This is a genomic window from Salinispora sp. H7-4 (assembly GCF_013416675.1).
In the GTDB taxonomy this organism is placed as follows: Bacteria; Actinomycetota; Actinomycetes; order Mycobacteriales; family Micromonosporaceae; genus Micromonospora; species Micromonospora vitiensis.
Map to the genome: position 1 here is coordinate 145,032 of NZ_JABZED010000016.1, position 21,381 is coordinate 166,412.

Consider the following 21,381-nt stretch of genomic DNA (forward strand, 5'->3'; position numbering starts at 1 on the left):
GCTTCCTGATGGCGCCCTCACCCCGCCGCTACGAGGTCTGCCCCACACCGTCGGTCACATCGACGCTAGACACGGCGTATGACAGATCCCGGACAATAGATCAACTCGCCACCGGGATCCCCCGGGAGTCAATCCGACTGCCGCGTCCCGCTCGGGTTGGATCAGCCGAACAGTCAGGAACGGGCCAGCCGGCGCAGCAGCGCGTCGGCGCCCAACGGGTAGGCGCCGTGCCGACGTACGCCATCGGCCACCTCCCGGTCCGCGGAGACCACCACCACCGGCCGCCCCGACGGCTCGGCCCGGACCAGCCTTCGGATCAGCTCATCGGCTGTCTCGCCCTTACGGGAAAAGAGCACCCGGACGCCGCGGGGACTCGGCGGCAGGCCATGCATCCGCTCGGCGCCGTCGAAGACCACGGTAACCTCGTCGCCGGTCTGCGCGGCGATGCCCCCCAGACCGGTAATCAACCGCTTGCGCTGCTGCTCCAGCGACATCTCGCCGAAGCCCCGTTTGGTGACGTTGTAGCCATCCACCACCAGATGTGCCCGGGGCAACGCGAGTAGCTGGTCCAACCGGGCCGGATCGTCGGAGTCCCGGGCTCGGGTGGCGACACCGGTCACGGGAGCGTCGGACTGGTCGGCGAAGGCGTCAGCGACGAAGTCGGCCGGCAACCTGTCCGCCGGATCCAACGCCAACTCCCGCCGCAGGCCCACCGCGGCCTGACCGATCGTCTCCAGCAGCAGCCACAACCGGGCGTCGTCAACGGACCTGGATTCCTTGGCACTGGCCCGGACCACCCCAGCCGCCGCCTCCGCCTCGGCCAGCCGGGCCCGGGCCCGACGCAGTTCCGCCTCGGCGTCCGCCGTCGCGCGTGCCACCCTGCCCCGCTCGGTGGCGAGCAGCTCGCTCGCCCGGCGCTCTCGAGCCTGCGTCTCCCGCAACGACCGGCCAAGCTGCCGCGTCTCTTCCCGGAGTTGGCCGATTTCCTCGCGGACCCGGGCCAGCTCGTCGCGGAGTTTGTCTGCCTCGACCCGAGCCACCGCACGGTCGTGCTCTGCCCGGGTGGCCCGCTGCTCGGCCTCTCGGACCAGCTCGGCGACGACCGCGCTGTCCGCCTCGGCCCGGACCGCCGCGCCGCTGGACTCGATAAGGTCCCGCCACCCCCGCGGGCGCGCCAGGTACGCCAGTGCCGCAACCTCCACCGGGTCGGCGGCGGCCGGCGCGGTGCCCCCGAGCACCGCCGCGCCGAGGTCACCGGCGTCGGCAAGCACCCGCGCGGCTACCCGCTGACGAAACAGTGGGTCGCCGGTCAACTGAGTCGCGATCATCGGCGCGCCGAGCCGCGCCCGCCGGTTGGGAGCGAACTTGGCCACCCGGCGCAGTGGGACCGGCACCTCGTCGGCGGGCAGGCCGGGCAACACCGCGGCGGCCAGCACCACGATCCGCTGCCGGACCGGCTCCGGCAGCACCGGTTCCGGACCGCCCTCCGCTGCGGTGTCCTCGTCGCCCGGCGGCACGGGACCGTCAGCGGACGGCACGGGATCGTCGCCCGGCGGCGCAGGACCGTCAGCGGACGGCACGGGATCGACCCCGCTACGGGGTCCGGAACCGGACGCACCGGCGATGCCGGTGCTGGCCGGGTTGGCGGTGGACGCGGTGGCGCCGGCGGCAACCGGATCATCGAGAGTGCCCCCCGTACCCTCGATGCCCGGCTCCGGCGCAGCGGCGACCGGCTCCTCCACGGGGCGGTGGTCGTCGTCGTACGGCTCGGCGAGGGGCATATGGCAAGTCTCCCACTGCCGCCCGACCCACCGCCGAGCGAGTGAGCCAATATCTCATCGCAGGACTGCTGTCAACTCTCCGCCGCCCACTGACGTCGGCGACGCCACGGGCGACACGACGGCGAAGGCCGCGGGGCACGGTGTCGGACCGGGCCGTTAGCGTGCCCGCCGATGGCACCGCAGAAATATGTCCAGGAGTTGTTGGCCGGTCTCGACCCCGCTGTCGGCGGCGTTGACCCGGCACTGCCGCTCCACGCGACCACCTTTGTCGTGGTCGACCTCGAGACCACGGGCGGCGCGCCGGACGGCGGCGGCATCACCGAGATCGGCGCGGTGAAGGTCCGCGGCGGCGAACAGCTCGGCGAGCTCGCCACCCTGGTCAATCCCGGCACATCGGTCCCACCCTTCGTCACCGTGCTCACCGGCATCACCCAGGCGATGCTGCGACCCGCCCCACCGGTCACCGAGGTCCTGCCGAGCTTCCTCGAGTTCCTCTCCGCCGACGCGGTCCTGGTTGCCCACAACGCCCCGTACGACGTGGGGTTTCTCAAGGCGGCCTGCGCGGCGCACGGCTATCGCTGGCCGAACCCGCGGGTGCTGGACACGGCGGCGCTGGCCCGACGGGTGCTGACCCGCGACGAGGTGCCCAACCGCCGACTCGGCACCCTCGCGGCGTACTTCCGCACCGCCACCCGGCCCACCCACCGGGCGTTGGACGATGCGAGGGCGACCGTTGACGTGCTCCACGGCCTGATCGCGCGGCTCGGTGGCCACCGGGTGCACACCATCGGCGAGGCGATCGAGTTCGCCCGGGCGGTCACCCCGACGCAACGCCGTAAGCGGCACCTCGCCGAGGGCCTGCCCCACTCGCCCGGGGTCTACCTGTTCCGGGGCACCGACGACCGCCCGCTCTATGTCGGCACCTCGGTCGACATCGCCACCCGGGTCCGCAGCTACTTCACGGCCGGGGAGAAGCGGGCCCGCATCTCGGAGATGCTCGCCGCCGCCGAGCGGGTGGAGGCGGTGGAGTGCGCCCACTCGCTCGAGGCCCAGGTGCGGGAGCTGCGCCTGATCGGAACGCACGCCCCGCCGTACAACCGACGGTCGAAGTTCCCCGAGCGGGTGGTCTGGCTGAAGCTGACCGACGAGGCGTACCCACGGTTGTCGGTGGTGCGAAACCTGGCCCCAGGGGACGAGGCCTACCTCGGGCCCTTCGCCTCCCGCCGCGCCGCGGAGCTCGCGGCGGCCGGCTTCCACGACGCGATGCCACTGCGGCAGTGCACGCACCGGCTGTCGTCACGGAAGGTCACGCCGGCGTGCGCCGTGGCCGAGCTGGGTCGCTGCCTGGCGCCCTGCGAGCACCGGATCACTCCGGCGGAGTACGAGGACCGCGCGACGACGCCCTTCCGTACGGCGTGTGGCGGCGACCCGCAGGGCGTGGTGGACGCCTTGCTTGGCCGAATCGAGACACTCTCGGCGGGACAACGCTACGAGGAGGCCGCGGTGGTGCGGTCCCGGCTCACCGCCGTGCTCCGCGCGATTACCCGGATGCAGCGACTCGCCGCGCTGACCGGGATCGCCGAGGTGGTGGCTGCCCGGCCGGCGGCGGATGGGGGTTGGGAGTTGGCGCTGGTGCGGCACGGACGGCTGGCCGGCGCCGGGGTGTCCCCGCCCGGGATCCACCCACGACCGACGATCGCCACGATCCGGGCGACCGCGGAGACCGTCGCCCCGGGGCACGGACCCACGCCGGCTACCAGCGCCGAGGAGACCGAGCGGATTCTGTCCTGGTTGGAGCGTTCGGAGACCCGGCTGGTGGAGATGTCGTCCGCCTGGGCCTCCCCGGCTGCCGGTGCGGGACGGTTCCGAGCCCTGCTTACGAAGGCGACACACGCGGCTTCCCACCAATTCTCGACCGAAAGCCCATGACCAACCAGCTGATCGGATGACGCTGACTCGCATAAGCTGTTAACAAGTGCAGTCCCGCCCGTTTCTGGGCCGGCTCCCGGCACCGGGCACGGTGCCCTGGGGCCGGGGTGAGGAGGTATCCCTCGTGGATGTCGACGCCGGACACGGCGCCGCCCTGGAGGGCGCGCTTTCGCCCCAACCGGCGGAGCTGCCGCTGACCCGCCGACTGCGGACACTGTGGGCCTGGTCCACCACCGAGGCCGAACCGGTTGGTGAGCTGGTCCGCACCCACCGGAACATCCACTCCGGAACGGACCCGTCGGTGCTGCGTCGGGCGTATACGATCGCCGAGACGATGCACCGCGGGCAGTTCCGCAAGAGCGGCGAGCCCTACATCACCCACCCGCTCGCGGTCGCCCAGATCTGCGCCGGTCTCGGCATGGACGCGACCACCCTGGTCGCAGCACTGCTGCACGACACCGTCGAGGACACCCGCTACACCCTCCAGGCCCTCGCCGACGATTTCGGGCCCGAGGTCGCCCACCTGGTTGACGGAGTCACCAAGTTCGACAAGGCGTTCTACGGTAAAGCCGCCGAGGCCGAGACGACCCGAAAGATGATCATCGCGGCCGGTAGGGACGTCCGCGTGTTGATCATCAAACTGGCGGACCGGCTGCACAACATGCGCACGCTCGGGGTTCGCTCCGCCGCGTCCCGGGAGCGCATCGCCCGCAAGACCCAGGAGGTGCTCGTTCCGCTCTGCGACCGGCTGGGCATCCAGAAGCTCAAGCGAGAACTGGATGACATCGTCCTGATGCACCTGGAGCCAGCGGAGCACGACCGCATCACCCGGCACCTGCACGACCGGCCCGGCTGGGACTCATACCTGACGGAAATCGTCTCCCGGGCGAAGACGGCGCTCCGCCGCAGCCGGGTCAACGCCGACGTGACCCCCCGGCCGCGCCACCTCTACTCGATCTGGAAGGACACCGTGGCCGGTGACCACGCCACCCCGTACGACCTGCCCCGGGTCGTCGTCGTCGTGAACGGCCCGGACACCGACTGCTACGCGGCTCTGGGCGCCATCCACGGCACGTGGCCGCCGGTACCCGGCCGGTTCAAGGACTACATCGCCTCCCCGAAGAACAACCTCTACCGCTCCCTCCACACCAGCGTTCGCGGGCTGCGAGACCGCACGGTGGAGGTGCTGATCCGCACCGAAGAGATGCACCGCTGTGCGGAATACGGCATCGCCGCCAGCTACCGCTTCCCCCGCCCCCGCGTTGACCAGGCCGTTCGGGACGAACGACTGGACTGGCTGCGACGCGTGCTGGACTGGGAACAGGAGACCGCCGACCCGGCGCAGTTCCTGGAGTCGCTGCGCAGCGACCTCGCCGAGGCGCAGATCCAGGTCTTCGCCGACGGGCGACAGGTGGTGCTGCCCGCCGGAGCCACCCCGGTCGACCTCGCGTACGAACTCGGCACCGAGCGCGGCGACCACTGCCTGGCGACCCGGATCAACGGTCGACTCGCCCCGCTCTCCTCCTGCCTCGAGGACGGCGACGTCGTGGAGATCTTCACCGAGACCGAGCAGGCGCCCAGCGACTTCGACGGGGCCCCGCGGGGCCCCCGCCGGGAGTGGCTCGGCTTCGTCAAGTCCCCACAAGCCCAGATGCAGATCAACCGCTGGTTCGCCGACCACACCGAACCGGGAATCTCCATCGCCGACAAGGTCCGCCTCGGCCGGGCCGCCGTCGGGTTGGCCCTACGCAAGCACGACCGCGGTCTCGCCAGCGACCTGCCCCTGCTCCGGCTCTCCGAGGAGCTCGGCTACCCCGACCTGGAGACGATGCTCGTCGCGGTCTTCGACCGGGCGATCGCACCGGACACGGTGGTGCAGCAGCTCATCGACCTGGTCGACCACCGGCGGTGACCCGACCGGCCCCAGGCCCGCAGGGATTCACCCGACGGCATTAGCCTGAACGCATGATCTGCCGCTTGCGGGTAACCGGACGTGCTGTCGCATACCAGGTCTTCTACCGGCTCCCGCTGCCCGTCCGGCGTCGCCTGGTCCGGCTCACCGTGCCCAAGTACATCGTCGGTGCGGTCACCCTCGTTCGCGACACCGAGGCCACGGGAGCCGGCCGGCTGCTCCTGCTGCGCCAACCGCCCGGCCGGGGGTGGACGCTGCCAGCCGGGCTGCTGCAGAAGCGGGAGGCGCCGGTGCTCGGGGCCTGCCGCGAACTTTACGAAGAGACCGGCATCCGGCTCTCCCCCCACGAGCTGACCCCCGCGGTGCCGAACGCAGTCGTCCACGACAAGGGTTGGGTGGACGTGGTGTTCACCGCCGAGGTTCCGGCGTCGACCACGGCCCTGCGGGTTGACGGTGCGGAGGTCTTCGAGGCCGCCTGGCACCCGCTGGACGCCCTACCGAAGTTGACCTGGCCCACGGCCCGCCTGCTCGGCTACTTCGACATCGGGCCGCTGGCCGGGCAGTTCCCGCCCGCGCTCCCCGACCACCAGCAGTGACCGCCGTCGAGGTCTGCGCGGTGGCCCTCGCCGCCGGCGAGGGCAGCCGGCTGCGTCCGCTGACCGAGCGGGTACCCAAAGCGCTCTGTCCGGTCGGGAACGTCCCGCTACTCGACCGGGTGCTCGCGCGGCTCGCCGGGATCGGCCTGACGGGGACGAGCCGGGTGGCGGTCAACGCCAGCTACCTCGCGGAGCAGGTAGTCGCGCACGTCGGCGACCGGGCCCACCGGTCGGTGGAGCCCGACGGCCCGCTCGGCACCGCCGGCGGCCTGGCGAAGCTACGCGACTGGATCAACGGGCGGGGCGTGCTGGTCGGAAACGCCGACGCCTACCTCGCCGACCCGGACCGTCCACCTGGGCCAGATATCGCCACCCTGCTGCAGGGCTGGGATGGCGAGACCGTACGGCTGCTGGGCCAGCCCGCCGTGAACCCGACGGCACCCGGCACCTTCGACGGCCACGCCTTCACCGGTTTCTCCCTGCTGCCCTGGCGGCTAGTTCGGGACCTACCCCTGGAGTTCGGCGACCTGGTCCGGACGGTCTGGCGGCCGGCGGAGGCAGCCGGCGAGCTGACCGTGGTCCGCTATCCCGGCACGTTCTACGACACCGGCACACCCGCCGACTATCTCACCGCCAACCTGCACGCCACGGGCGGCGACACCCTGGTTCACCCCACGGCGCTGGTCACCGGCCGGTGCCGGTCGGCAGTGGTCGGGGCGGGCGCCCGGGTACACGGGGCTGTCACCAGGGCTGTGGTCTGGCCGGGCGCCACCGTAGCAGCGGAGGAGCACGTTCAGAATGCGATCCGCGCGGGGACCGATCTCACCGTCGTCGTCAGCGAACCCGCCGCTGCCGGGAGCTAGCATGAACGGCGAAGCCGACGAACGGAGCGAACTCCCGTGATCACCGCGATTGTGCTGATCGACTGCGCCACCGACTCGATCCCCGAGGTGGCGGAGGCACTCGCCGCCCTGCCCGGTGTCAGCGAGGTCTACTCAGTGGCCGGACAGGTCGACCTGGTCGCGATAGTCCGGGTCCGCGAGTTCGAGCAGATCGCTGAGGTGATCGCGGGGCGCATCTCCAGGGTGTCGGGGGTCCTGAACACCGACTCCCACATCGCGTTCCGCGCGTACTCGCAGCACGATCTCGAGCAGACGTTCGCGATCGGCCTCGCCACCGCCGACTGACGGGGCGGCAGGCGCCGCCGCTGCCGGCAGACGGCTGGTCCACCCATCCCGGGGTGGACCAGCCGTCTGCGTACCTCATTCGTGGTCCGGACCTACCTCATCGTGGTCCGGACCAACCTCATCGTGGTCAACTCACACCCGGAGCCGGGGTCTCAGTGCCGGTACCGCCACCCGGAGCCGGTGACTCGGTGGTACCACCCGGAGCCGGGCTCTCGGTGGTGGTGCCCGGGCCCGGAGTGGTCATACCCGGGCTCGGGGTGCCGGTGCCGGTGCTCTGCGGGACCGGGACACCCAGCTGGTTGGCCAGCTCGACCAACTCGTCGTAGTGGGTCTGCAGGGTCGGCAGCGCCGTCTGCGCAAGCTCGATCACCGACGAGTCGGAGCCCTGCGAGATCTCAGTCTGGGTGGCCTGGATGGCCTGGACGTGGGCGGTCAGGTTACTGGTCACCCAGAGCTGGTCGAATTCCTCGCCACTGGCGTTGTTCATCTGGTCGGTGGCGTCCTGCTGGTCGGCCGTCAGCTCGCTCGACAGCTCGACACCGAGCTGGTTGGCGACCTGTTGGACACTCTCGTCCAGTTGGGTGTGGTCAGTCCCGATCTGTTGGCCCAAATTCTTGACCCCCTGGTCCTGGGCCTTCTGTCCGGCCAGTTCCCCCTTGCCGATCTCAAACTGATTCACCTGGTGAATGGCCTGCAGGTACTGGGTGTCCTGCTGTGACGGCTGCGCCGCGGCGTGGGTGGCCGCGGCGGGTGCGATACCCACCAGCACCAGCGCGGCCAGCAGGCCCAGACGTTTGAATCCCAACATTCGTCCTCCCCTAGAGACGTTGGACCGCACGGATACCCGGCTGGCCGGGGTTATTCCTCGGTCCCAGCCCAGGTACGCCCAACAGATGTGGCGCCCGCCGGAAACTCCGGCGGGCGCCACATGCGGCTACGTCGCGGGTGAGGTCAGCGGCGCTCGCCGCTGGTGATCTCCGAACGCTCGGTGTCCGAATCGACCGGGGGTGCCGGCGATACCGGCGCCTCGGCGGGCTTCTCGATCGGGTAGAAGAAGCCCCGGATCGCCGGGCCCAGCGCGCCGAGCCGGTTCATCTTCTTCGGCACCACCCAGCCGACGTACTCCAGTTCGCCGTCCTCGCGGTGGAGCGGCTGGTGCACCTCGACGAACCGACCGTCCGGCAGCCGCCGGATTATGCCGGTCTCGACCCCGTGCGCCAGAACCTCCCGGTCGTGCTGCTGGAGCCCCAGACAGATCCGGTAGGTGACGAAGTACGCCAGCGGCGGGAGGAGCAGCAGACCGATCCGGCCACCCCAGGTCATCGCGTTCAGGCTGATATTGAACTTGTCGGCAATGACATCGTTCGCCCCGGAGAGCGCCAGCACCAGGTAGAAGGTGACGGCCATGGCGCCCAGCCCGCTCCGCGCCGGAACGTCCCGCGGCCGCTGGAGCAGATTGTGGCTACGGTAGTCCTTGAGGCGCCGGGCCTCGATGAACGGGTAGAGCACGGACATACCCACCAACACCCCGGGCAACACGACAGTTGGCCAGAACAGCGGCGGGATAACGTACCCGTCGCCGATCGGAATGTTGATCTCCCAGGCGGGCATCAGCCGGGTAGAGCCGTCGAGGAACATGACGTACCAGTCGGGCTGGCTGGCAGCCGACACCACCCACGCCTCGTACGGCCCGAAGAGCCAGATCGGGTTGATCTGGAACAGGCCGGCCATCAGCGCGATCACGCCGAAGACGACCATGAAGAAGCCGCCCTGCTTCAACGCGTAGCGCGGGAACATCCGCTCGCCGACCACGTTGTCGTTGGTCCGGCCCGGGCCGGGCCACTGGGTGTGCTTCTGCTTGAAGACCAGCCCCAGGTGGGCGCCGATCAGGGCGAGCAGCAAGCCGGGGATGAGCAGTACGTGCGCGATGTAGAACCGGCTGACGATGATCGTTCCGGGGAACTCGCCGTCGAAGATCGAGGACGTGAGCCAGGAGCCGATCACCGGAATCGACAACATGATGCCGGAGGCGATCCGGAGCCCGGTGCCGGAGAGCCCGTCGTCCGGCAGGGAGTAGCCGGTGAAGCCGGCCAGGAAGCCGACCCAGAACAGCAGCGAGCCGATGATCCAGTTGGTCTCCCGCGGCTTGCGGAACGCGCCGGTGAAGAAGACCCGCAGCATGTGCACCACGATCGCGGCCATGAACAGCAGGGCCGACCAGTGGTGCATCTGCCGCATGATCAGGCCACCGCGGACATCGAACGAAATGTCCAGACTGGAGGCGTACGCGGCGGACATCGGCGTGCCCCGCAGCGGGGCGTAGCTGCCGTTGTAGATCACCTCGGTCATCGCCGGCTCGAAGAAGAAGGTCAGGAAGACCCCGGTGAGCAGCAGCACGATGAACGAGAAGAGCGCGATCTCACCCAGCAGGAAGGACCAGTGGTCCGGGAAGACCTTGTTCAGCAGCCGACGGAGCGGGGTGGCCACCTGAAAGCGGTCGTCCACTCCCCGGGCCACGTTCCCCGGGACGGCTGCCATCTCAAACTTGCGCCGCTTCACGGCCGCTCCCAGAAGTCGGGCCCGACGGTCTCGGTGTAGTCGGACGTGGCCACGAAGTAACCCTCGTCGTCAACGACGATCGGCAACTGCGGCAGCCGACGGCTGGCGGGACCGAAGATGGGCTTCGCGTTGTCGGTGATCAGGAACTGCGACTGGTGGCACGGGCAGAGCAGCCGGTTGGTCTGCTGTTCGTAGAGGCTGGCGGGGCAGCCAGCGTGCGTGCAGATCTTGGAGTAGGCGGCGAAGTTGCCCCACATGAAGTCGTCGTGGCCGATCCGCACGTTGGCCTCGCGGGCCTCCTGTGCATCCGCGTCCCGAAGATGGATCAACAACGCCGGCGAGTCCGCGTACTTGTTACTCACCCCGTGTTCGATGCCGGGGAAGACGGTGATCTGGCCACCAGCGCTGATATCCGCCGGACGGATCGGGCGGCCGTCCTCACGGACCAGCCGAACCTGCTGTCCGCCCTCCATGGGCGCGAAACCCGTGGTGAACATCTGGTTGTTCTTGTGTGGCTGCGAGATCAGGCCACCCACCAGCGGCGCCGCGGCCACCGCGCCGACCGGTGCGAGACCGGCCAGCAGCGAGACTCCCAGCAACGGCCGGCGCTTCACGCCCAGCTCGTCCGCCATGTAGAGCATCGTCTGTCCGGTGATCTTGCGGTCCCGCTCGTTGACACCCTCGTGCCGGTCCTGAACCGACACCTCCTTGGGCAGCAGCTTCTTGCCCCAGGTGAGGACGCCGAAGCCGATGCCGAGCAGGGAGATACCCAGGGTGACACCGAGCAACGGGGTGTACCACTTGTCGCCGCCGTAGCCCAGCTCGTACTCCCAGGGCCACCAGATGTAGATCGCCAGGAAGGCGGTCGCGGAGACGCCGGTCAGCAGAAAGAACAGGGCGACCGTACGGCTCAGTCGCCGCTCGGCCTTGCTGCCCGGCACGACCTGGGGCTCGTAGTGCACGATCTGAATGTCGTCCTCACGGGCGCCCGCACGGACGATGTCGAAGCGACTGAGATCCGGATCATCCAGGTCGACCGGCTGGTCGCCGCCCGCGTGTCCAGGGTGGGTGGTGGTCATGCCGTCACCTCGCTGTGGGCGGTGCCGACCGGCGACACCGGCGCAATGTTGGTCAGGAACCGCCCGGTCACGATTTACCCGCAATCCACAGGGTGGTAAAGACCAGCGCGACGATGCCGACCAGGAAGATCGCCAGGCCCTCGGTCGAGGGGCCGTAGCGGCCGAGGTTGAAGCCACCCGGGTCCTGGTTGTGGTTCAGGTTCGCCTGGATGTAGGCGATGATGTCGGCCTTCTGCTCGGGCGTGATCTGGTTGTCCCCGAACACCGGCATGTTCTGCGGGCCACTGAGCATCGCGGCGTAGATCTGACGGTCGCTGGCCGGCTTCAGGCTCGGCGCGTACTTGCCCGAGGAGAGGGCTCCGCCGCCACCGCCGAAGGCGTGGCACTGCGCGCAGTTGATCCGGAACAGCTCACCACCGGCGGCGAGGTTGCCGTCCTCGTGGAGGTTCTCGCCGGCCGGCAACTCCGGGCCGCCGCCAAACTCCTGGACGTACTGCCCGAGCTGACGGATCTCATCGGGAGTGAAGACCGGAGGCTTGCGGGGCGCCTGGGCCTCCTGCCGGACCATCGGCATGCGGCCCGTGCCCACCTGGAACTCGACCGAGGCGGAGCCAACACCGACCAGACTCGGGCCGCGCCCCTCGACGCCCTGCGCGTTGCGACCGTGGCAGCTCACACAGCTTTCGTTGAACAGCGCCTTGCCATCCGCGGCGGCGCCGGACATCGGCGTGTCCTGCGCCTGCACGCTGGGGGCGAAGGCCGTGTAGGCGCCGCCGGCCAGCATCAGCGCTGCCAGCAGCCGGACCGCGGCACCCAGCCGGCGGCGGCCCCGGCTGCGCGCCGCGGGCCGCCCGCGCAGCCGCGCGAACAGACCGCGTCGGCGGTCGTTGTCAGAAGTCATGACCTGTGTCCTTAACCGGTTGGACCTTGCCTGAGGGGACGAATCAGCGGCGCGGTTCGGGGCGCGCCAAGATCACTGAAGCCAGTAGATCATGCCGTAGAGCGCGATCCACACCACATCGACGAAGTGCCAGTAGTACGACACCACGATCGCCGACGTCGCCTGCGCCGGCGTGAATCGACCCATGGTGGTGCGAATCATGAAGATGACGAAGGCAACCAGACCACCCGCCACGTGGAGGCCGTGGAAGCCGGTGGTGAGGTAGAACATCGAGCCGTAGCCATCTTCGTTGATCTTGACGCCCTCGTGGATCAGCTCCCGATACTCGTTCACCTGGCCGAGTACGAAGATCAGTCCCATCACGAAGGTGATCGTGAACCAGCGCCGCAGGGCGTGCACGTCCCCCTTCTCCGCGGCGAACACGCCGATCTGGCAGGTCACCGACGAGAGCACCAAAATCACCGTGAACGTCGTCGCGTACGGAACATTCAGGTGCGGAGTGTGCTCCGCCCACTGCTCCGGCGCCGCGGCACGGATCGAGAAGTACATCGCGAACAGCGCCGCGAAGAACATGAGTTCGCTGGAGAGCCACACGATCGTCCCGACGCTGACCATGTTGGGTCGCGTCAGGGAGTGGATCCGGCTCTTGTCAATCGCTGGGGCCGCAGTCACGCGGTCATTATTGCCGTTCAGCAAGGCCGGCGATCAGCGGGGGCCCAAACCGGTGCTCCGGGCAGCCCGATCGGGGGGGTCCGATTAGCCTCACCTAGGGTTAAAACGTGCAGCGCGTCGATCCAGTCTCCATTGCTACCGAAGTCGCCGCACCGGCCGCGACCTCGGTCGCCGCACCTGCGGCACCCGCGGCCGCCCCACCACCATTCGGCCTCACATCGATCGTCACCGAGGTGCAGCCGGTCAGCTGGATCGCCGTCGGCCTGGCGCTCGCAGCTGGACTCTACCTCTACGGCGTACGCCGGCTCCGGGTGCGTGGCCACCGCTGGCCGGTGGCCCGAACGCTGCTCTTCCTCGGCCCCGGCCTCGGCGGCATCGCCACGGTGACCCTCAGCGGGCTGGCAGCCTACGACACGACTCTGCTGTCGGTGTACCTGACGCAGCATCTGGTGCTCTCCATGGTGGCACCGATCTTCCTGGCCCTGGGCGCCCCGGTCACGCTGGCGCTACAGGCGTTGCCACCGCACCCGCGTGAGCGGCTGCGAGCGCTCGTGCACAGCCGGGCCGCCCGGCTCTGCAGCTACCCCCTGGTCGCCTTCGCGATCTTCATGGTCACCCCGTTCGCCCTCTACTTCACCGACCTGTACCGCTACACGCTCGAACACGCCTGGGCGCACGAGTTGGTCCACGCACACGTACTCCTGATCGGATGCGTCCTCTTCTGGCCGCTGCTCGGGCTCGACCCGCTGCCCAACCGCTGGCCCTACCCGGGCCGGGCCCTGCTGATGCTGCTCTGCGTGCCGTTCTACACCGTGCTCGGACTCACCGTCATGCAGTCAACCACCCTCTTCGGTGGCGACTGGCATTCCTCGCTCGGCCTGACCTGGGCCGACCCGTGGGAGGACCAGGTGATCGCCGGCGGCATCCTCTGGGCCGGCGGCGAGTTCGTCAGCGTCACCATGCTGGCGGTGCTGGTCGTGCGCTGGATGCGCCAGGCCGAACAGGAGGCCCGCCGGATCGACCGCGAGCTGGACCGCCAGGAGGCCGAACAGCGGGCCAGTCCGACGGTGGGCTGACCGCCGAGCCGCGGAGCACCGCCCGCGGAAGCCCTGCTGGGTACGCCCGGTACGATCGGCAGATAGCTACGAGGTGGGAGCCAGTTAAGCAATGAGCGATCGTCGGTGCACTGTCCTGCTCTACAGTGACGACCCACAGGTCCGGGATCGGATGCGACTCGCCGTCGGCACCCGGCCCGCACCCGGCCTCCTGGTGGAGTTCGTCGACGCGTCCGACTACGCCGAGTGCATCCGCCTGGTCGACGACTACGAAATTGATCTCCTACTCCTGGACGGCGAGGCCCATCCCGGCGGCGGCCTCGGCATCGCCCGGCAGATCAAGGACGACCGGGCCGACGCCCCGCCCACCTGCGTGGTGCTCGCTCGCGCTGCCGACCGATGGCTCGCCGCCTACGCCGAGGTTGACGCCACCCTGGTGCATCCACTCGATCCGGTGACCACCGGCACGACCGTTGCCGAAGTCCTGCGGACCCACGCACCGACCTGACGTCCCCACTCCGGCACCGCCTCGGCGCCGGATCCGCCGGCGCCGGATCCCAACCCCTGGACCGCTCGGGAGGACCCGATGGGCGAACGGACCTGGCCACACCTGCTCGCCGCGCTGCTGCGCGGCGAGGAGCTATCCACCGCTGACACCGCGTGGGCGATGGGTGAGATCATGTCCGGATCGGCGGGCCCGGCACAGATCGCCGGCTTCGCCGTCGCGCTGCGGGCCAAGGGTGAGACCCCCGCCGAGCTCTCCGGCCTGGTCGAGGCGATGCTCACGCACGCCGTTCGAGTCGATCTACCCGCGGAGCTCCGTGCCACCGCAGTGGATGTGGTGGGCACCGGTGGCGATCTCGCGCACACCGTGAACATATCCACCATGGCCTCCCTGGTGGTCGCCGGCGCCGGCGTACGGGTCGTCAAGCACGGCAACCGGGCCGCCTCCTCGTCCTGCGGTACCGCGGACGTACTGGAGTTCCTCGGCCTGCCGCTGGACCTGGGCCCCGAAGCGGTGGCTACCTGCGTCGCCGAGGCGGGGATCGGCTTCTGCTTCGCCGCCCGGTTCCACCCCGGAATGCGCCACGCCGGCCCGGTCCGCCGGGAGCTGGGCGTACCAACCGCCTTCAACTTCCTCGGCCCGCTCACCAACCCGGCTCGTCCCCGAGCCGGCGCGGTCGGCTGCTTCGACGCACGGATGGCGCCGGTCATGGCCGCGGTCTTCGCCGCTCGCGGCGACTCGGCTCTCGTCCTGCGCGGCGAGGACGGGCTCGACGAGTTCACCACCGCCGCACCCACCCGCATCTGGGCGGCACAGCACGGCACGGTCTCCGAGGTGGTGCTCGACGCGACCGACCTTGGGATACCCCGGGCCACCCTCGCCGACCTCCGTGGCGGCGACGTCGCCTACAACGCCGACGCGGTACGCCGCCTGCTGGCCGGGGAGACCGGGCCGGTGCGAGACGCGGTGCTGGTCAACGCCGCCGCCGCGCTCGCCACCCAGGGACCCCTGAACACAGACCTGACCGAGGCGCTCCGGGCCGGCCTACTCCGCGCCGCCGATTCGATCGACTCCGGCGCCGCGGCCCAGACTCTGGACCGCTGGATCGAGGTCGCTCAGACCGTCCGGCCGGCGGCCGTCTGAGCCCACGCAGACCGGCTCAGACGCGGCGCCGGACAGCCCAGCCCACAGACCAACTCAGCCAACGCCGGACCGGCTCAGACGCGGCGCCGGACCGCCGGAAAGACCGGAGGCCAGGTCGGGCCGGCCGGACGATCAACCGAACCGACCGATCTCCCCCGGTCCCACTGCGGGCGCCCCGCACGGCGAACGGCCCGTTCCCTGCCGGGAACGGGCCGTTCGACTGGTTGCGATCAGTGCTCGGCGGTGCGCCGGGTGCCGCTGTAGTACTCGAAGAGCAGGCCACAGGCGGCGAAGACGACCGCCAGCAGGCCGATAGCCAGCAGCCAGAGCTGCCAGAACACGAGGCCGAGACCGGCGATCGTGGCCGCCAGCGCGATCCCGAACGGCCAGTAGCTGCCCGGGCTGAAGAAGCCCACCTCACCCGCGCCATCAGCGATCTCCGCATCAGCCCGGTCCTCGGGGCGCAGATCGATCCGCCGGGCGACAAACCAGAAGAAGCCGCCGCACATCAGGCAGAGCGCGAAGCTCAACAGCAGGGCGATGGTGCCAACCCATTCGATCTGGCCGCCGTCGCCGTAGGTCCAGCCCCCATAGAGCGCCGAGGCGAAGAGCAGGAACCCGGCGATGATGAGGAAGATGCGCCACTCGGTCTTCATGCCTGCTCCCTCAGCTACCCGAACCGCTAGCCGACTTGTCGGGGTTGAAGTTCGACTCGGTGCGTCGCGTGTCGAACGGCTCCGTGGTCATCGCGTACGGATCCTCACCGATCGCGGTCAGCGCCGCCTGCGTGGACTGTCCATCCTGCTTGGCGGCGAGGAACTGGTCGTACTTCTCCGGCGTGACAACCCGCAGTTCGAAGTTCATGAAGGCGTGATAGGTGCCGCACAGCTCGGCGCAGCGGCCCACGTACGCACCCTCGCCCTCGAGCTTGGAGACCTCGAAGACGTTGCGAATGCTGCCGGGGAAGACATCGCGCTTGAACAGCATCTCCGGCACCCAGAACGAGTGGATGACGTCGCGGCTGGTCTCCTCGAAGCGGATCGACCGGTCCGAGGGCAACACCAGGATCGGGATGACCTCGCTGGTGCCGAGGACCGAAGCGACCGTGTTGGCCTCCACACCCTGGCCGTCGCGGTAGTTGAACTGCCAGTTCCACTTGAAGGCGACCACCTCGACGGTGACGTCCGGGTCCCGGGAGGTCTTGCCCACGTCGGTCTGCACGATCGCCGTGTAGTAGAAGAGCACGGCGACGATCAGGATCGGGGCGATGGTGTAGAGGAACTCCATCGGCAGGTTGTAGCGAGTCTGCACCGGCAGCTCGTTGCCCCGCTTCCGGTAGCGCACCACGCACCAGAAGATGAGGCCCCACACGAAGACACCGACCGCGAGCGCCGCGATGCACGAGGCGATCCACAGGTCGTACATCCGGTTCGCCTCGGGAGTGATGCCGCCCTGCGGCCAGCCGAAGCCGCCGAACGCGGCGCCGACATCGCAGCCCGTGAGCAGGACCAGCAGTGCCGCTCCGCCGAGACCGAGCCCAGCCACCCGGCCGGCACCCCGCACCCGGCGCCCACCGGCTCCCGGGTACACGCTGTGCCGTACGGCCGACGGCCGTACCTCCGAACTCCTTGCGACCACCTGGTCCTGCCTCCCTAGCGCGCCGCCGTGTCATCTGGTCTGCCGGCCTCCGCCGGTGGAGCTACAACACCGGCGGCAAAAGGGGTCACCGACGGTCGCAGATTACTCGACCAGGACCGGCTGGACCCGATTGGGGTGGTTGTCCGCCCCCATCGGGGTGATCACGGGACAGCGGAGGCGATATCGTGGAGTTCCGTGAACGCCTCTCCGGTCTACCTGGACGCCGCCTCCGCCGCGCCACTGCACCCCGTCGCCCGACAGGCACTGCTGGCTGCCCTCGACGACGGCTGGGCCGACCCACAACGGCTCTACGCCCCGGCACGACGGGCGCGTCAACTCCTGGACGCGGCGCGGGAAGCCGCCGCGGCCACGCTCGGCGTCCGACCGGACGAGCTCTCCTTCACCCCGAGTGGTACGGCGGCTGCGCACTCGGCCGTCCTCGGTGGGCTCGCCGGACGACGCCGGGCCGGGTCCGGCCTGGTGCACTCCGCGATCGAACACTCGGCGGTGCTGCACGCCGCCGAACGGCACGTGGCTGGCGGCGGCGCGGCGACATCGGTCCCGGTCGACCGGGTCGGCCGAATCGATCTGGACGCCTGGTCAGCGGCGGTCGGGGCACCTGGCACCGCGCTCGCGGCCCTGATCGCCGCGAGTCACGAGGTGGGCACCGTGCAGCCGGTCGCCGCCGCCGGTGCCGTCTGCGCCGCCGCCGGAGTGCCGCTCTACGTTGACGCGGCACAGGTGGTCGGGCACGCTCCAGTGCCGGCCGGCTGGTCGGTGCTGACCGCGAGCGCCCACAAGTGGGGCGGACCGCCGGGGGTCGGGCTGCTGGTGGTCCGCAAGGGCACCCGCTGGGAGTCGCCGTGGCCGATGGACGAACGCGAGGCAGGGCGTACCCCGGGGGTGGTGAACCTACCGGCGGTCGTCGCGGCGGCGGCGAGCCTGCGCGCGGCGGCGGCCGACGCGGCGGCGCGGTCGGCCCGGCTCGCCCGCCTGGTGGACCGGATCCGGGCTCGGGTGGCGACCGAGGTCCCGGATGTGGAGGTGGTCGGTGATCCAGAAGATCGACTTCCGCACCTGGTGACCTTCTCCTGCCTGTACGTCGATGGTGAGGCGCTGCTACACGCATTGGACCGGCGGGGCTTCGCCGTCTCCTCCGGGTCGTCGTGCACCTCGTCGACGCTGCGCCCGTCGCACGTGCTGGCGGCGATGGGGGTGCTGTCGCACGGCAATGTTCGGGTCTCGCTGCACCGGGACACCACCGAGGCCGAGGTGGAGCGGTTCCTGACCGAACTGCCGGGGATCGTGGCCGCGTTGCGGGCCGAAGCCGGGGTGGTGGGGCTGTGACGACGCCCGAGCTAATCGACTGCCGGGGGCAACGCTGTCCGCTACCGGTGATCACGCTGGCCCGCCGCCTGCCCGAGCTGCCGGTGGGCACCCTCGTCCGGGTGCTGGCCGACGATCCGGCCGCCGCGGTGGACCTGCCCGCCTGGTGCCGGCTTCGAGGTCAGGAGTTCGTGGGCCGGGTGGACGGCCCCGACGGCCCGGGATTTGACGTACGCCGCCGGCACTGACCCCGGGTCCCGGGGTCAGTGCCGGCGTGGGACTACGGCACCAGGTGCGGACGGACCTCTTCGGCAGCCGCGTCGCCGTACGAGTCGGCGAGCCGCTTGACGAAGAGGTCCCGGTGGAGCTGGTACTCCTGGGTGCCGACGGCCTCCAGTACGAGGGTGGCCAGCAACGATCCGACCTGGGCGGCCCGCTCCAACCCCAGACCCCAGGAGAGCGCGGCGAAGAAGCCAGCCCGGAATCCGTCGCCGACCCCGGTCGGGTCGACGGCGCGGATCTCGCGGGCGATCGGCACATGGATCGGGTCGATGTCCCGTCCGGCGATCTCCACACCCTGCTTGCCCAGGGTGGTCACCCGTACCTTGACCAGGTCGAGCAGCTGCTCGTCGCTGAGGCCGGCCTTGCTCTGCAGCAGCGACTTCTCGTACTCGTTGGTCATCAGGTACTCGGCGCCCTCAACCAGCGCGACGACGTCCTCGCCGGGCATCCGCGCAAGCTGCTGGGAGGGGTCGGCGGCGAACGCGTACCCCCGCTCCCGGCACTCGGCGGAGTGGCGCAGCATCGCCTCCGGATCGTTGGCGCCGACCAACACCAGGTCGAGACCGCCGGCCCGCTGGGCGATCGGCCCCAGCTCGATGTTGCGCGCCTCGCTCATCGCCCCCGCGTAGAAGGAGGCGATCTGACACATCTCGGTGTCGGTGGTGCAGACGAAACGGGCGGTGTGGGCGATCTCGCTCACATGCACCGAGTCGCAGTCGACGCCGTGCCGCTCCAGCCAGGACCGGTAGTCGGCGAAGTCGGCGCCCACCGCGCCCACCAGAACCGGGCGCAGGCCGAGCTGGCCCATCCCGAAGGCGATGTTGGCGGCCACCCCGCCCCGTCGTAGCACAAGGTCGTCCACCAGGAAGGAGAGCGACACCTTGTCGAGCTGGTCGGCGATGAACTGCTCGGCGAATCGGCCGGGGAAACTCATCAGGTGGTCAGTCGCGATCGAGCCGGTCACGGCGATCTTCATGTCATCCCTTGGGGTGTCGGGAGCGGGGCGTCGGTCAGCCTACCGCTCCGGCTACCCCGAGGTAACCGTTCAGATGAACCATCGACAACTCCCGTAACAACCACCGCGGGCCGGTCCCGGTCCCATGCTGAAGAACCGGGGCCGGCCCGCCGGGAAGCGGTCAGCTGAACGAGTCGCCGCAGGCGCAGGAGTTCCCCGCGTTCGGGTTGTCGATCGTGAAGCCCTGCGCGTCGATGCGGTCGGCGAAGTCGATGGTGGCGCCGCCCAGGTAGGGGGCGCTCATCCGGTCAACGACGACCCCCACACCGTCGAAGTCGGTGACGACATCGCCGTCGAGCGACCGCTCGTCGAAGAAGAGCTGGTACCGCAGGCCGGAGCAGCCGCCCGGCTGCACCGCGACCCGGAGCCGCAGGTCGTCACGGCCCTCCTGCTCGATCAGAGCCTTGACCTTCTGGGCCGCGACGTCGGTGAGGATGACGGTCGTGGGGGCCTGGGTCGACTCGGTCTGCGCTGGCGTGGTCACGTGGAATCTCCCTGCACACGTAAGGTGTGGTCGTCGTGGCCAACACGTCGGTCAACGATTCCCACTGCGGTCCGGCTTTCGATTGTAGGCCGCCTGCTGCCGGGCCACCCAGGTGACGCCGGGCGCACCCCGGGCCGGTCAACGACTCCACTGCCGGGCCAACCGGGCCGCCAGGGCCCGCAGCCCGTCCGCCGGCCGGCCGATCGCCGCCTCCACCCCGCCGTGTTCCGCCCCGCCGTAGTGCTCGACGAGGCTGTGCGCCTCGGTGACACCCGCCATGGCCGCCTCGCGCCGGCCCGCGCCCACCCGCCCCGCCAGCACCACGCACGGCACGCCCCGGTCCCGGGCCGCACCGGCCACTCCGGCGACCACCTTGCCGCGCAGGGACTGCTGATCAAACGAGCCCTCGCCGGTGATCACCAAATCGACGGTATCCAGCGCGGTGTCCAGCCCGACGGCGCGGGCGACCAGGCCGATCCCCGAGGAGCGCTGACCGCCGAGGGCGAGCACCGCCGCGCCCAGCCCACCGGCCGCCCCACCGCCGGGCAGGGCGCCCAGATCACCAGGGCAGCCGGGTAGGTCCCGCTCGAGGACCGCGACGAACCGCTCCAGCGCCGCGTCGAGCAACAGAACGTCTGCCCGGTCGGCGCCTTTCTGCGGTCCAAAAACATTGCTCGCCCCATGCACCCCGAGTACCGGGTTGTCCACATCCGTGGCCGCGACCAGCCGGGCGTCCCGCAGCCGCGGCGCCCCGTCCAGCGCCGCGGCGGCAGCCAGCGCCGCTCCCCCGTACGGCAGAGCCGCGCCGCTGCCATCCAGCGCGGTCACGCCGAGGGCGGCGAGCAGGCCCGCACCAGCGTCATTGGTGGCCGAGCCGCCGAGCCCGATCACCACCTCGGAAGCGCCGCACTCGACCGCAGCGGCCACCAGAAGCCCCACCCCGTACGAGGTGGTGCGTCTCGGGTCACGCTCGGCCGGGGCTAGTAGGTGCAGACCGCAGGCCTGGGCGCTCTCCACGTACCCGGTGCCGGCCGGGGTGAGCAGGATCTCACCGGCCGCTGGACGGCCAAGGGGGTCAACAGTTGGTACCGGAACACGGCGCGCGTCCACCGCCGCGGCCAACGCATCCAGGAACCCGGGGCCACCGTCGGCGAGGGGGTGTACCAGCAGGTCGTCGTCGGGTGCCACCGAGCGCCAGCCGGTGGCCACCGCGGCGGCCACCGCCGGCGCCGACAGGGTGCCGGCGAACTTGTCCGGACAGAGCAGCACACGCATGCCGAGCAGTGTGGCAGCACACACCGGCGACAGTCGCGACGC

The 21,381-nt window shown here is 70.3% G+C and carries 21 protein-coding genes; 10 read left to right on the forward strand and 11 right to left on the reverse strand.

Going from position 1 to position 21,381, the window contains the following annotated elements; genetic code table 11:
- Nucleotides 1–173: 173 nt before the first annotated feature.
- Nucleotides 174–1,781, reverse strand: a complete 1,608-nt coding sequence (locus H0524_RS11720; RefSeq protein ID WP_180198673.1) for an NYN domain-containing protein — start codon at nt 1,779–1,781, stop codon at nt 174–176.
- A gap of 171 nt (nt 1,782–1,952) precedes the next feature.
- Here H0524_RS11720 and H0524_RS11725 point away from each other — a divergent pair, with 171 nt between their 5' ends.
- From H0524_RS11725 to H0524_RS11745, 5 genes are all read left to right on the forward strand, one after another.
- A complete protein-coding gene (locus tag H0524_RS11725; RefSeq protein WP_180198674.1) occupies nt 1,953–3,710 on the forward strand; it encodes a DEDD exonuclease domain-containing protein in 1,758 nt (585 codons plus the stop codon).
- A gap of 124 nt (nt 3,711–3,834) precedes the next feature.
- Complete coding sequence (locus tag H0524_RS11730) at nt 3,835–5,622, forward strand: bifunctional (p)ppGpp synthetase/guanosine-3',5'-bis(diphosphate) 3'-pyrophosphohydrolase (protein WP_180198771.1); 1,788 nt, start codon at nt 3,835–3,837, stop codon at nt 5,620–5,622.
- Between the two features lie 53 nt (nt 5,623–5,675).
- Nucleotides 5,676–6,218 (forward strand): NUDIX hydrolase, encoded by a 543-nt coding sequence (locus H0524_RS11735; protein WP_018726829.1) that lies wholly within the window; start codon nt 5,676–5,678, stop codon nt 6,216–6,218.
- Nucleotides 6,215–7,081, forward strand: a complete 867-nt coding sequence (locus tag H0524_RS11740) for a sugar phosphate nucleotidyltransferase (protein WP_180198675.1) — start codon at nt 6,215–6,217, stop codon at nt 7,079–7,081. Before H0524_RS11735 ends, H0524_RS11740 begins: the two co-directional genes overlap by 4 nt.
- Nucleotides 7,082–7,117: 36 nt before the next feature.
- On the forward strand, nt 7,118–7,405 hold the full coding sequence (locus H0524_RS11745) for an Lrp/AsnC family transcriptional regulator (protein ID WP_018726831.1): 288 nt from the start codon (nt 7,118–7,120) through the stop codon (nt 7,403–7,405).
- A gap of 127 nt (nt 7,406–7,532) precedes the next feature.
- On the opposite strand, the gene H0524_RS11750 is transcribed toward H0524_RS11745, so the two are convergent.
- The 5 genes from H0524_RS11750 to H0524_RS11770 form a co-directional block, all read right to left on the reverse strand.
- Nucleotides 7,533–8,213 (reverse strand): DUF4142 domain-containing protein, encoded by a 681-nt coding sequence (locus H0524_RS11750; protein ID WP_180198676.1) that lies wholly within the window; start codon nt 8,211–8,213, stop codon nt 7,533–7,535.
- A gap of 143 nt (nt 8,214–8,356) precedes the next feature.
- Complete coding sequence (locus H0524_RS11755; RefSeq protein WP_180198677.1) at nt 8,357–9,964, reverse strand: cytochrome b N-terminal domain-containing protein; 1,608 nt, start codon at nt 9,962–9,964, stop codon at nt 8,357–8,359.
- On the reverse strand, nt 9,961–11,043 hold the full coding sequence (locus H0524_RS11760) for a ubiquinol-cytochrome c reductase iron-sulfur subunit (protein WP_180198678.1): 1,083 nt from the start codon (nt 11,041–11,043) through the stop codon (nt 9,961–9,963). Before H0524_RS11760 ends, H0524_RS11755 begins: the two co-directional genes overlap by 4 nt.
- A 67-nt stretch (nt 11,044–11,110) precedes the next feature.
- Nucleotides 11,111–11,944: a cytochrome c gene (locus tag H0524_RS11765; protein WP_180198679.1), complete on the reverse strand. Its 834-nt coding sequence runs from the start codon at nt 11,942–11,944 to the stop codon at nt 11,111–11,113.
- A gap of 72 nt (nt 11,945–12,016) precedes the next feature.
- On the reverse strand, nt 12,017–12,616 hold the full coding sequence (locus tag H0524_RS11770) for a heme-copper oxidase subunit III (protein WP_180198680.1): 600 nt from the start codon (nt 12,614–12,616) through the stop codon (nt 12,017–12,019).
- 107 nt (nt 12,617–12,723) lie between these two features.
- On the opposite strand from H0524_RS11770, the gene H0524_RS11775 reads away from it, so the two are divergent.
- The 3 genes from H0524_RS11775 to trpD all read left to right on the forward strand — a co-directional run bounded on the left by H0524_RS11775 (nt 12,724) and on the right by trpD (nt 15,319).
- Nucleotides 12,724–13,692, forward strand: coding sequence for a cytochrome c oxidase assembly protein (locus H0524_RS11775; RefSeq protein ID WP_180198681.1), 969 nt, complete (start codon nt 12,724–12,726; stop codon nt 13,690–13,692).
- A gap of 91 nt (nt 13,693–13,783) precedes the next feature.
- On the forward strand, nt 13,784–14,179 hold the full coding sequence (locus H0524_RS11780; protein WP_018223185.1) for a chemotaxis protein CheY: 396 nt from the start codon (nt 13,784–13,786) through the stop codon (nt 14,177–14,179).
- Between the two features lie 78 nt (nt 14,180–14,257).
- Nucleotides 14,258–15,319, forward strand: coding sequence for an anthranilate phosphoribosyltransferase (gene trpD / locus H0524_RS11785; RefSeq protein WP_180198682.1), 1,062 nt, complete (start codon nt 14,258–14,260; stop codon nt 15,317–15,319).
- A gap of 230 nt (nt 15,320–15,549) precedes the next feature.
- On the opposite strand, the gene H0524_RS11790 is transcribed toward trpD, so the two are convergent.
- Nucleotides 15,550–15,975, reverse strand: coding sequence for a cytochrome c oxidase subunit 4 (locus tag H0524_RS11790; RefSeq protein WP_180198683.1), 426 nt, complete (start codon nt 15,973–15,975; stop codon nt 15,550–15,552).
- 10 nt (nt 15,976–15,985) lie between these two features.
- On the reverse strand, nt 15,986–16,957 hold the full coding sequence (gene coxB, locus H0524_RS11795; protein WP_026322667.1) for a cytochrome c oxidase subunit II: 972 nt from the start codon (nt 16,955–16,957) through the stop codon (nt 15,986–15,988).
- Nucleotides 16,958–17,152: 195 nt separating this feature from the next.
- Between coxB and H0524_RS11800 the strand changes: the two genes are divergently transcribed.
- Nucleotides 17,153–18,304 carry an aminotransferase class V-fold PLP-dependent enzyme gene (locus H0524_RS11800; protein ID WP_180198684.1) on the forward strand — a complete coding sequence of 384 codons (1,152 nt, stop codon included), beginning with the start codon at nt 17,153–17,155 and terminating at the stop codon, nt 18,302–18,304.
- The gene (locus H0524_RS11805) at nt 18,301–18,531 is read left to right on the forward strand and encodes a sulfurtransferase TusA family protein (protein WP_180198685.1); all 231 of its coding nucleotides are present in this window, start codon (nt 18,301–18,303) and stop codon (nt 18,529–18,531) included. Before H0524_RS11800 ends, H0524_RS11805 begins: the two co-directional genes overlap by 4 nt.
- A gap of 32 nt (nt 18,532–18,563) precedes the next feature.
- Here the strand turns inward: H0524_RS11805 and H0524_RS11810 are convergent, their stop codons facing one another.
- The 3 genes from H0524_RS11810 to H0524_RS11820 form a co-directional block, all read right to left on the reverse strand.
- Nucleotides 18,564–19,541 carry a carbohydrate kinase family protein gene (locus tag H0524_RS11810; RefSeq protein WP_180198686.1) on the reverse strand — a complete coding sequence of 326 codons (978 nt, stop codon included), beginning with the start codon at nt 19,539–19,541 and terminating at the stop codon, nt 18,564–18,566.
- Between the two features lie 160 nt (nt 19,542–19,701).
- Nucleotides 19,702–20,064 (reverse strand): iron-sulfur cluster insertion protein ErpA, encoded by a 363-nt coding sequence (gene erpA / locus H0524_RS11815; RefSeq protein ID WP_180198687.1) that lies wholly within the window; start codon nt 20,062–20,064, stop codon nt 19,702–19,704.
- A 138-nt stretch (nt 20,065–20,202) separates the two neighbouring features.
- Nucleotides 20,203–21,339 (reverse strand): glycerate kinase, encoded by a 1,137-nt coding sequence (locus H0524_RS11820; RefSeq protein WP_180198688.1) that lies wholly within the window; start codon nt 21,337–21,339, stop codon nt 20,203–20,205.
- Nucleotides 21,340–21,381: the final 42 nt, after the last annotated feature.

Coding starts and splice junctions, on each gene's coding strand:
- H0524_RS11720 (WP_180198673.1), bottom strand. CDS start 1,781: ATGCCCCTCGCCGAGCCGTACGACGACGACCACCGCCCCGTGGAGGAG.
- H0524_RS11820 (WP_180198688.1), bottom strand. CDS start 21,339: ATGCGTGTGCTGCTCTGTCCGGACAAGTTCGCCGGCACCCTGTCGGCG.
- H0524_RS11760 (WP_180198678.1), bottom strand. CDS start 11,043: ATGACCACCACCCACCCTGGACACGCGGGCGGCGACCAGCCGGTCGAC.
- H0524_RS11780 (WP_018223185.1), top strand. CDS start 13,784: ATGAGCGATCGTCGGTGCACTGTCCTGCTCTACAGTGACGACCCACAG.
- trpD (WP_180198682.1), top strand. CDS start 14,258: ATGGGCGAACGGACCTGGCCACACCTGCTCGCCGCGCTGCTGCGCGGC.
- H0524_RS11810 (WP_180198686.1), bottom strand. CDS start 19,541: ATGAAGATCGCCGTGACCGGCTCGATCGCGACTGACCACCTGATGAGT.
- H0524_RS11725 (WP_180198674.1), top strand. CDS start 1,953: ATGGCACCGCAGAAATATGTCCAGGAGTTGTTGGCCGGTCTCGACCCC.
- H0524_RS11790 (WP_180198683.1), bottom strand. CDS start 15,975: ATGAAGACCGAGTGGCGCATCTTCCTCATCATCGCCGGGTTCCTGCTC.
- H0524_RS11765 (WP_180198679.1), bottom strand. CDS start 11,944: ATGACTTCTGACAACGACCGCCGACGCGGTCTGTTCGCGCGGCTGCGC.
- H0524_RS11735 (WP_018726829.1), top strand. CDS start 5,676: ATGATCTGCCGCTTGCGGGTAACCGGACGTGCTGTCGCATACCAGGTC.
- H0524_RS11750 (WP_180198676.1), bottom strand. CDS start 8,213: ATGTTGGGATTCAAACGTCTGGGCCTGCTGGCCGCGCTGGTGCTGGTG.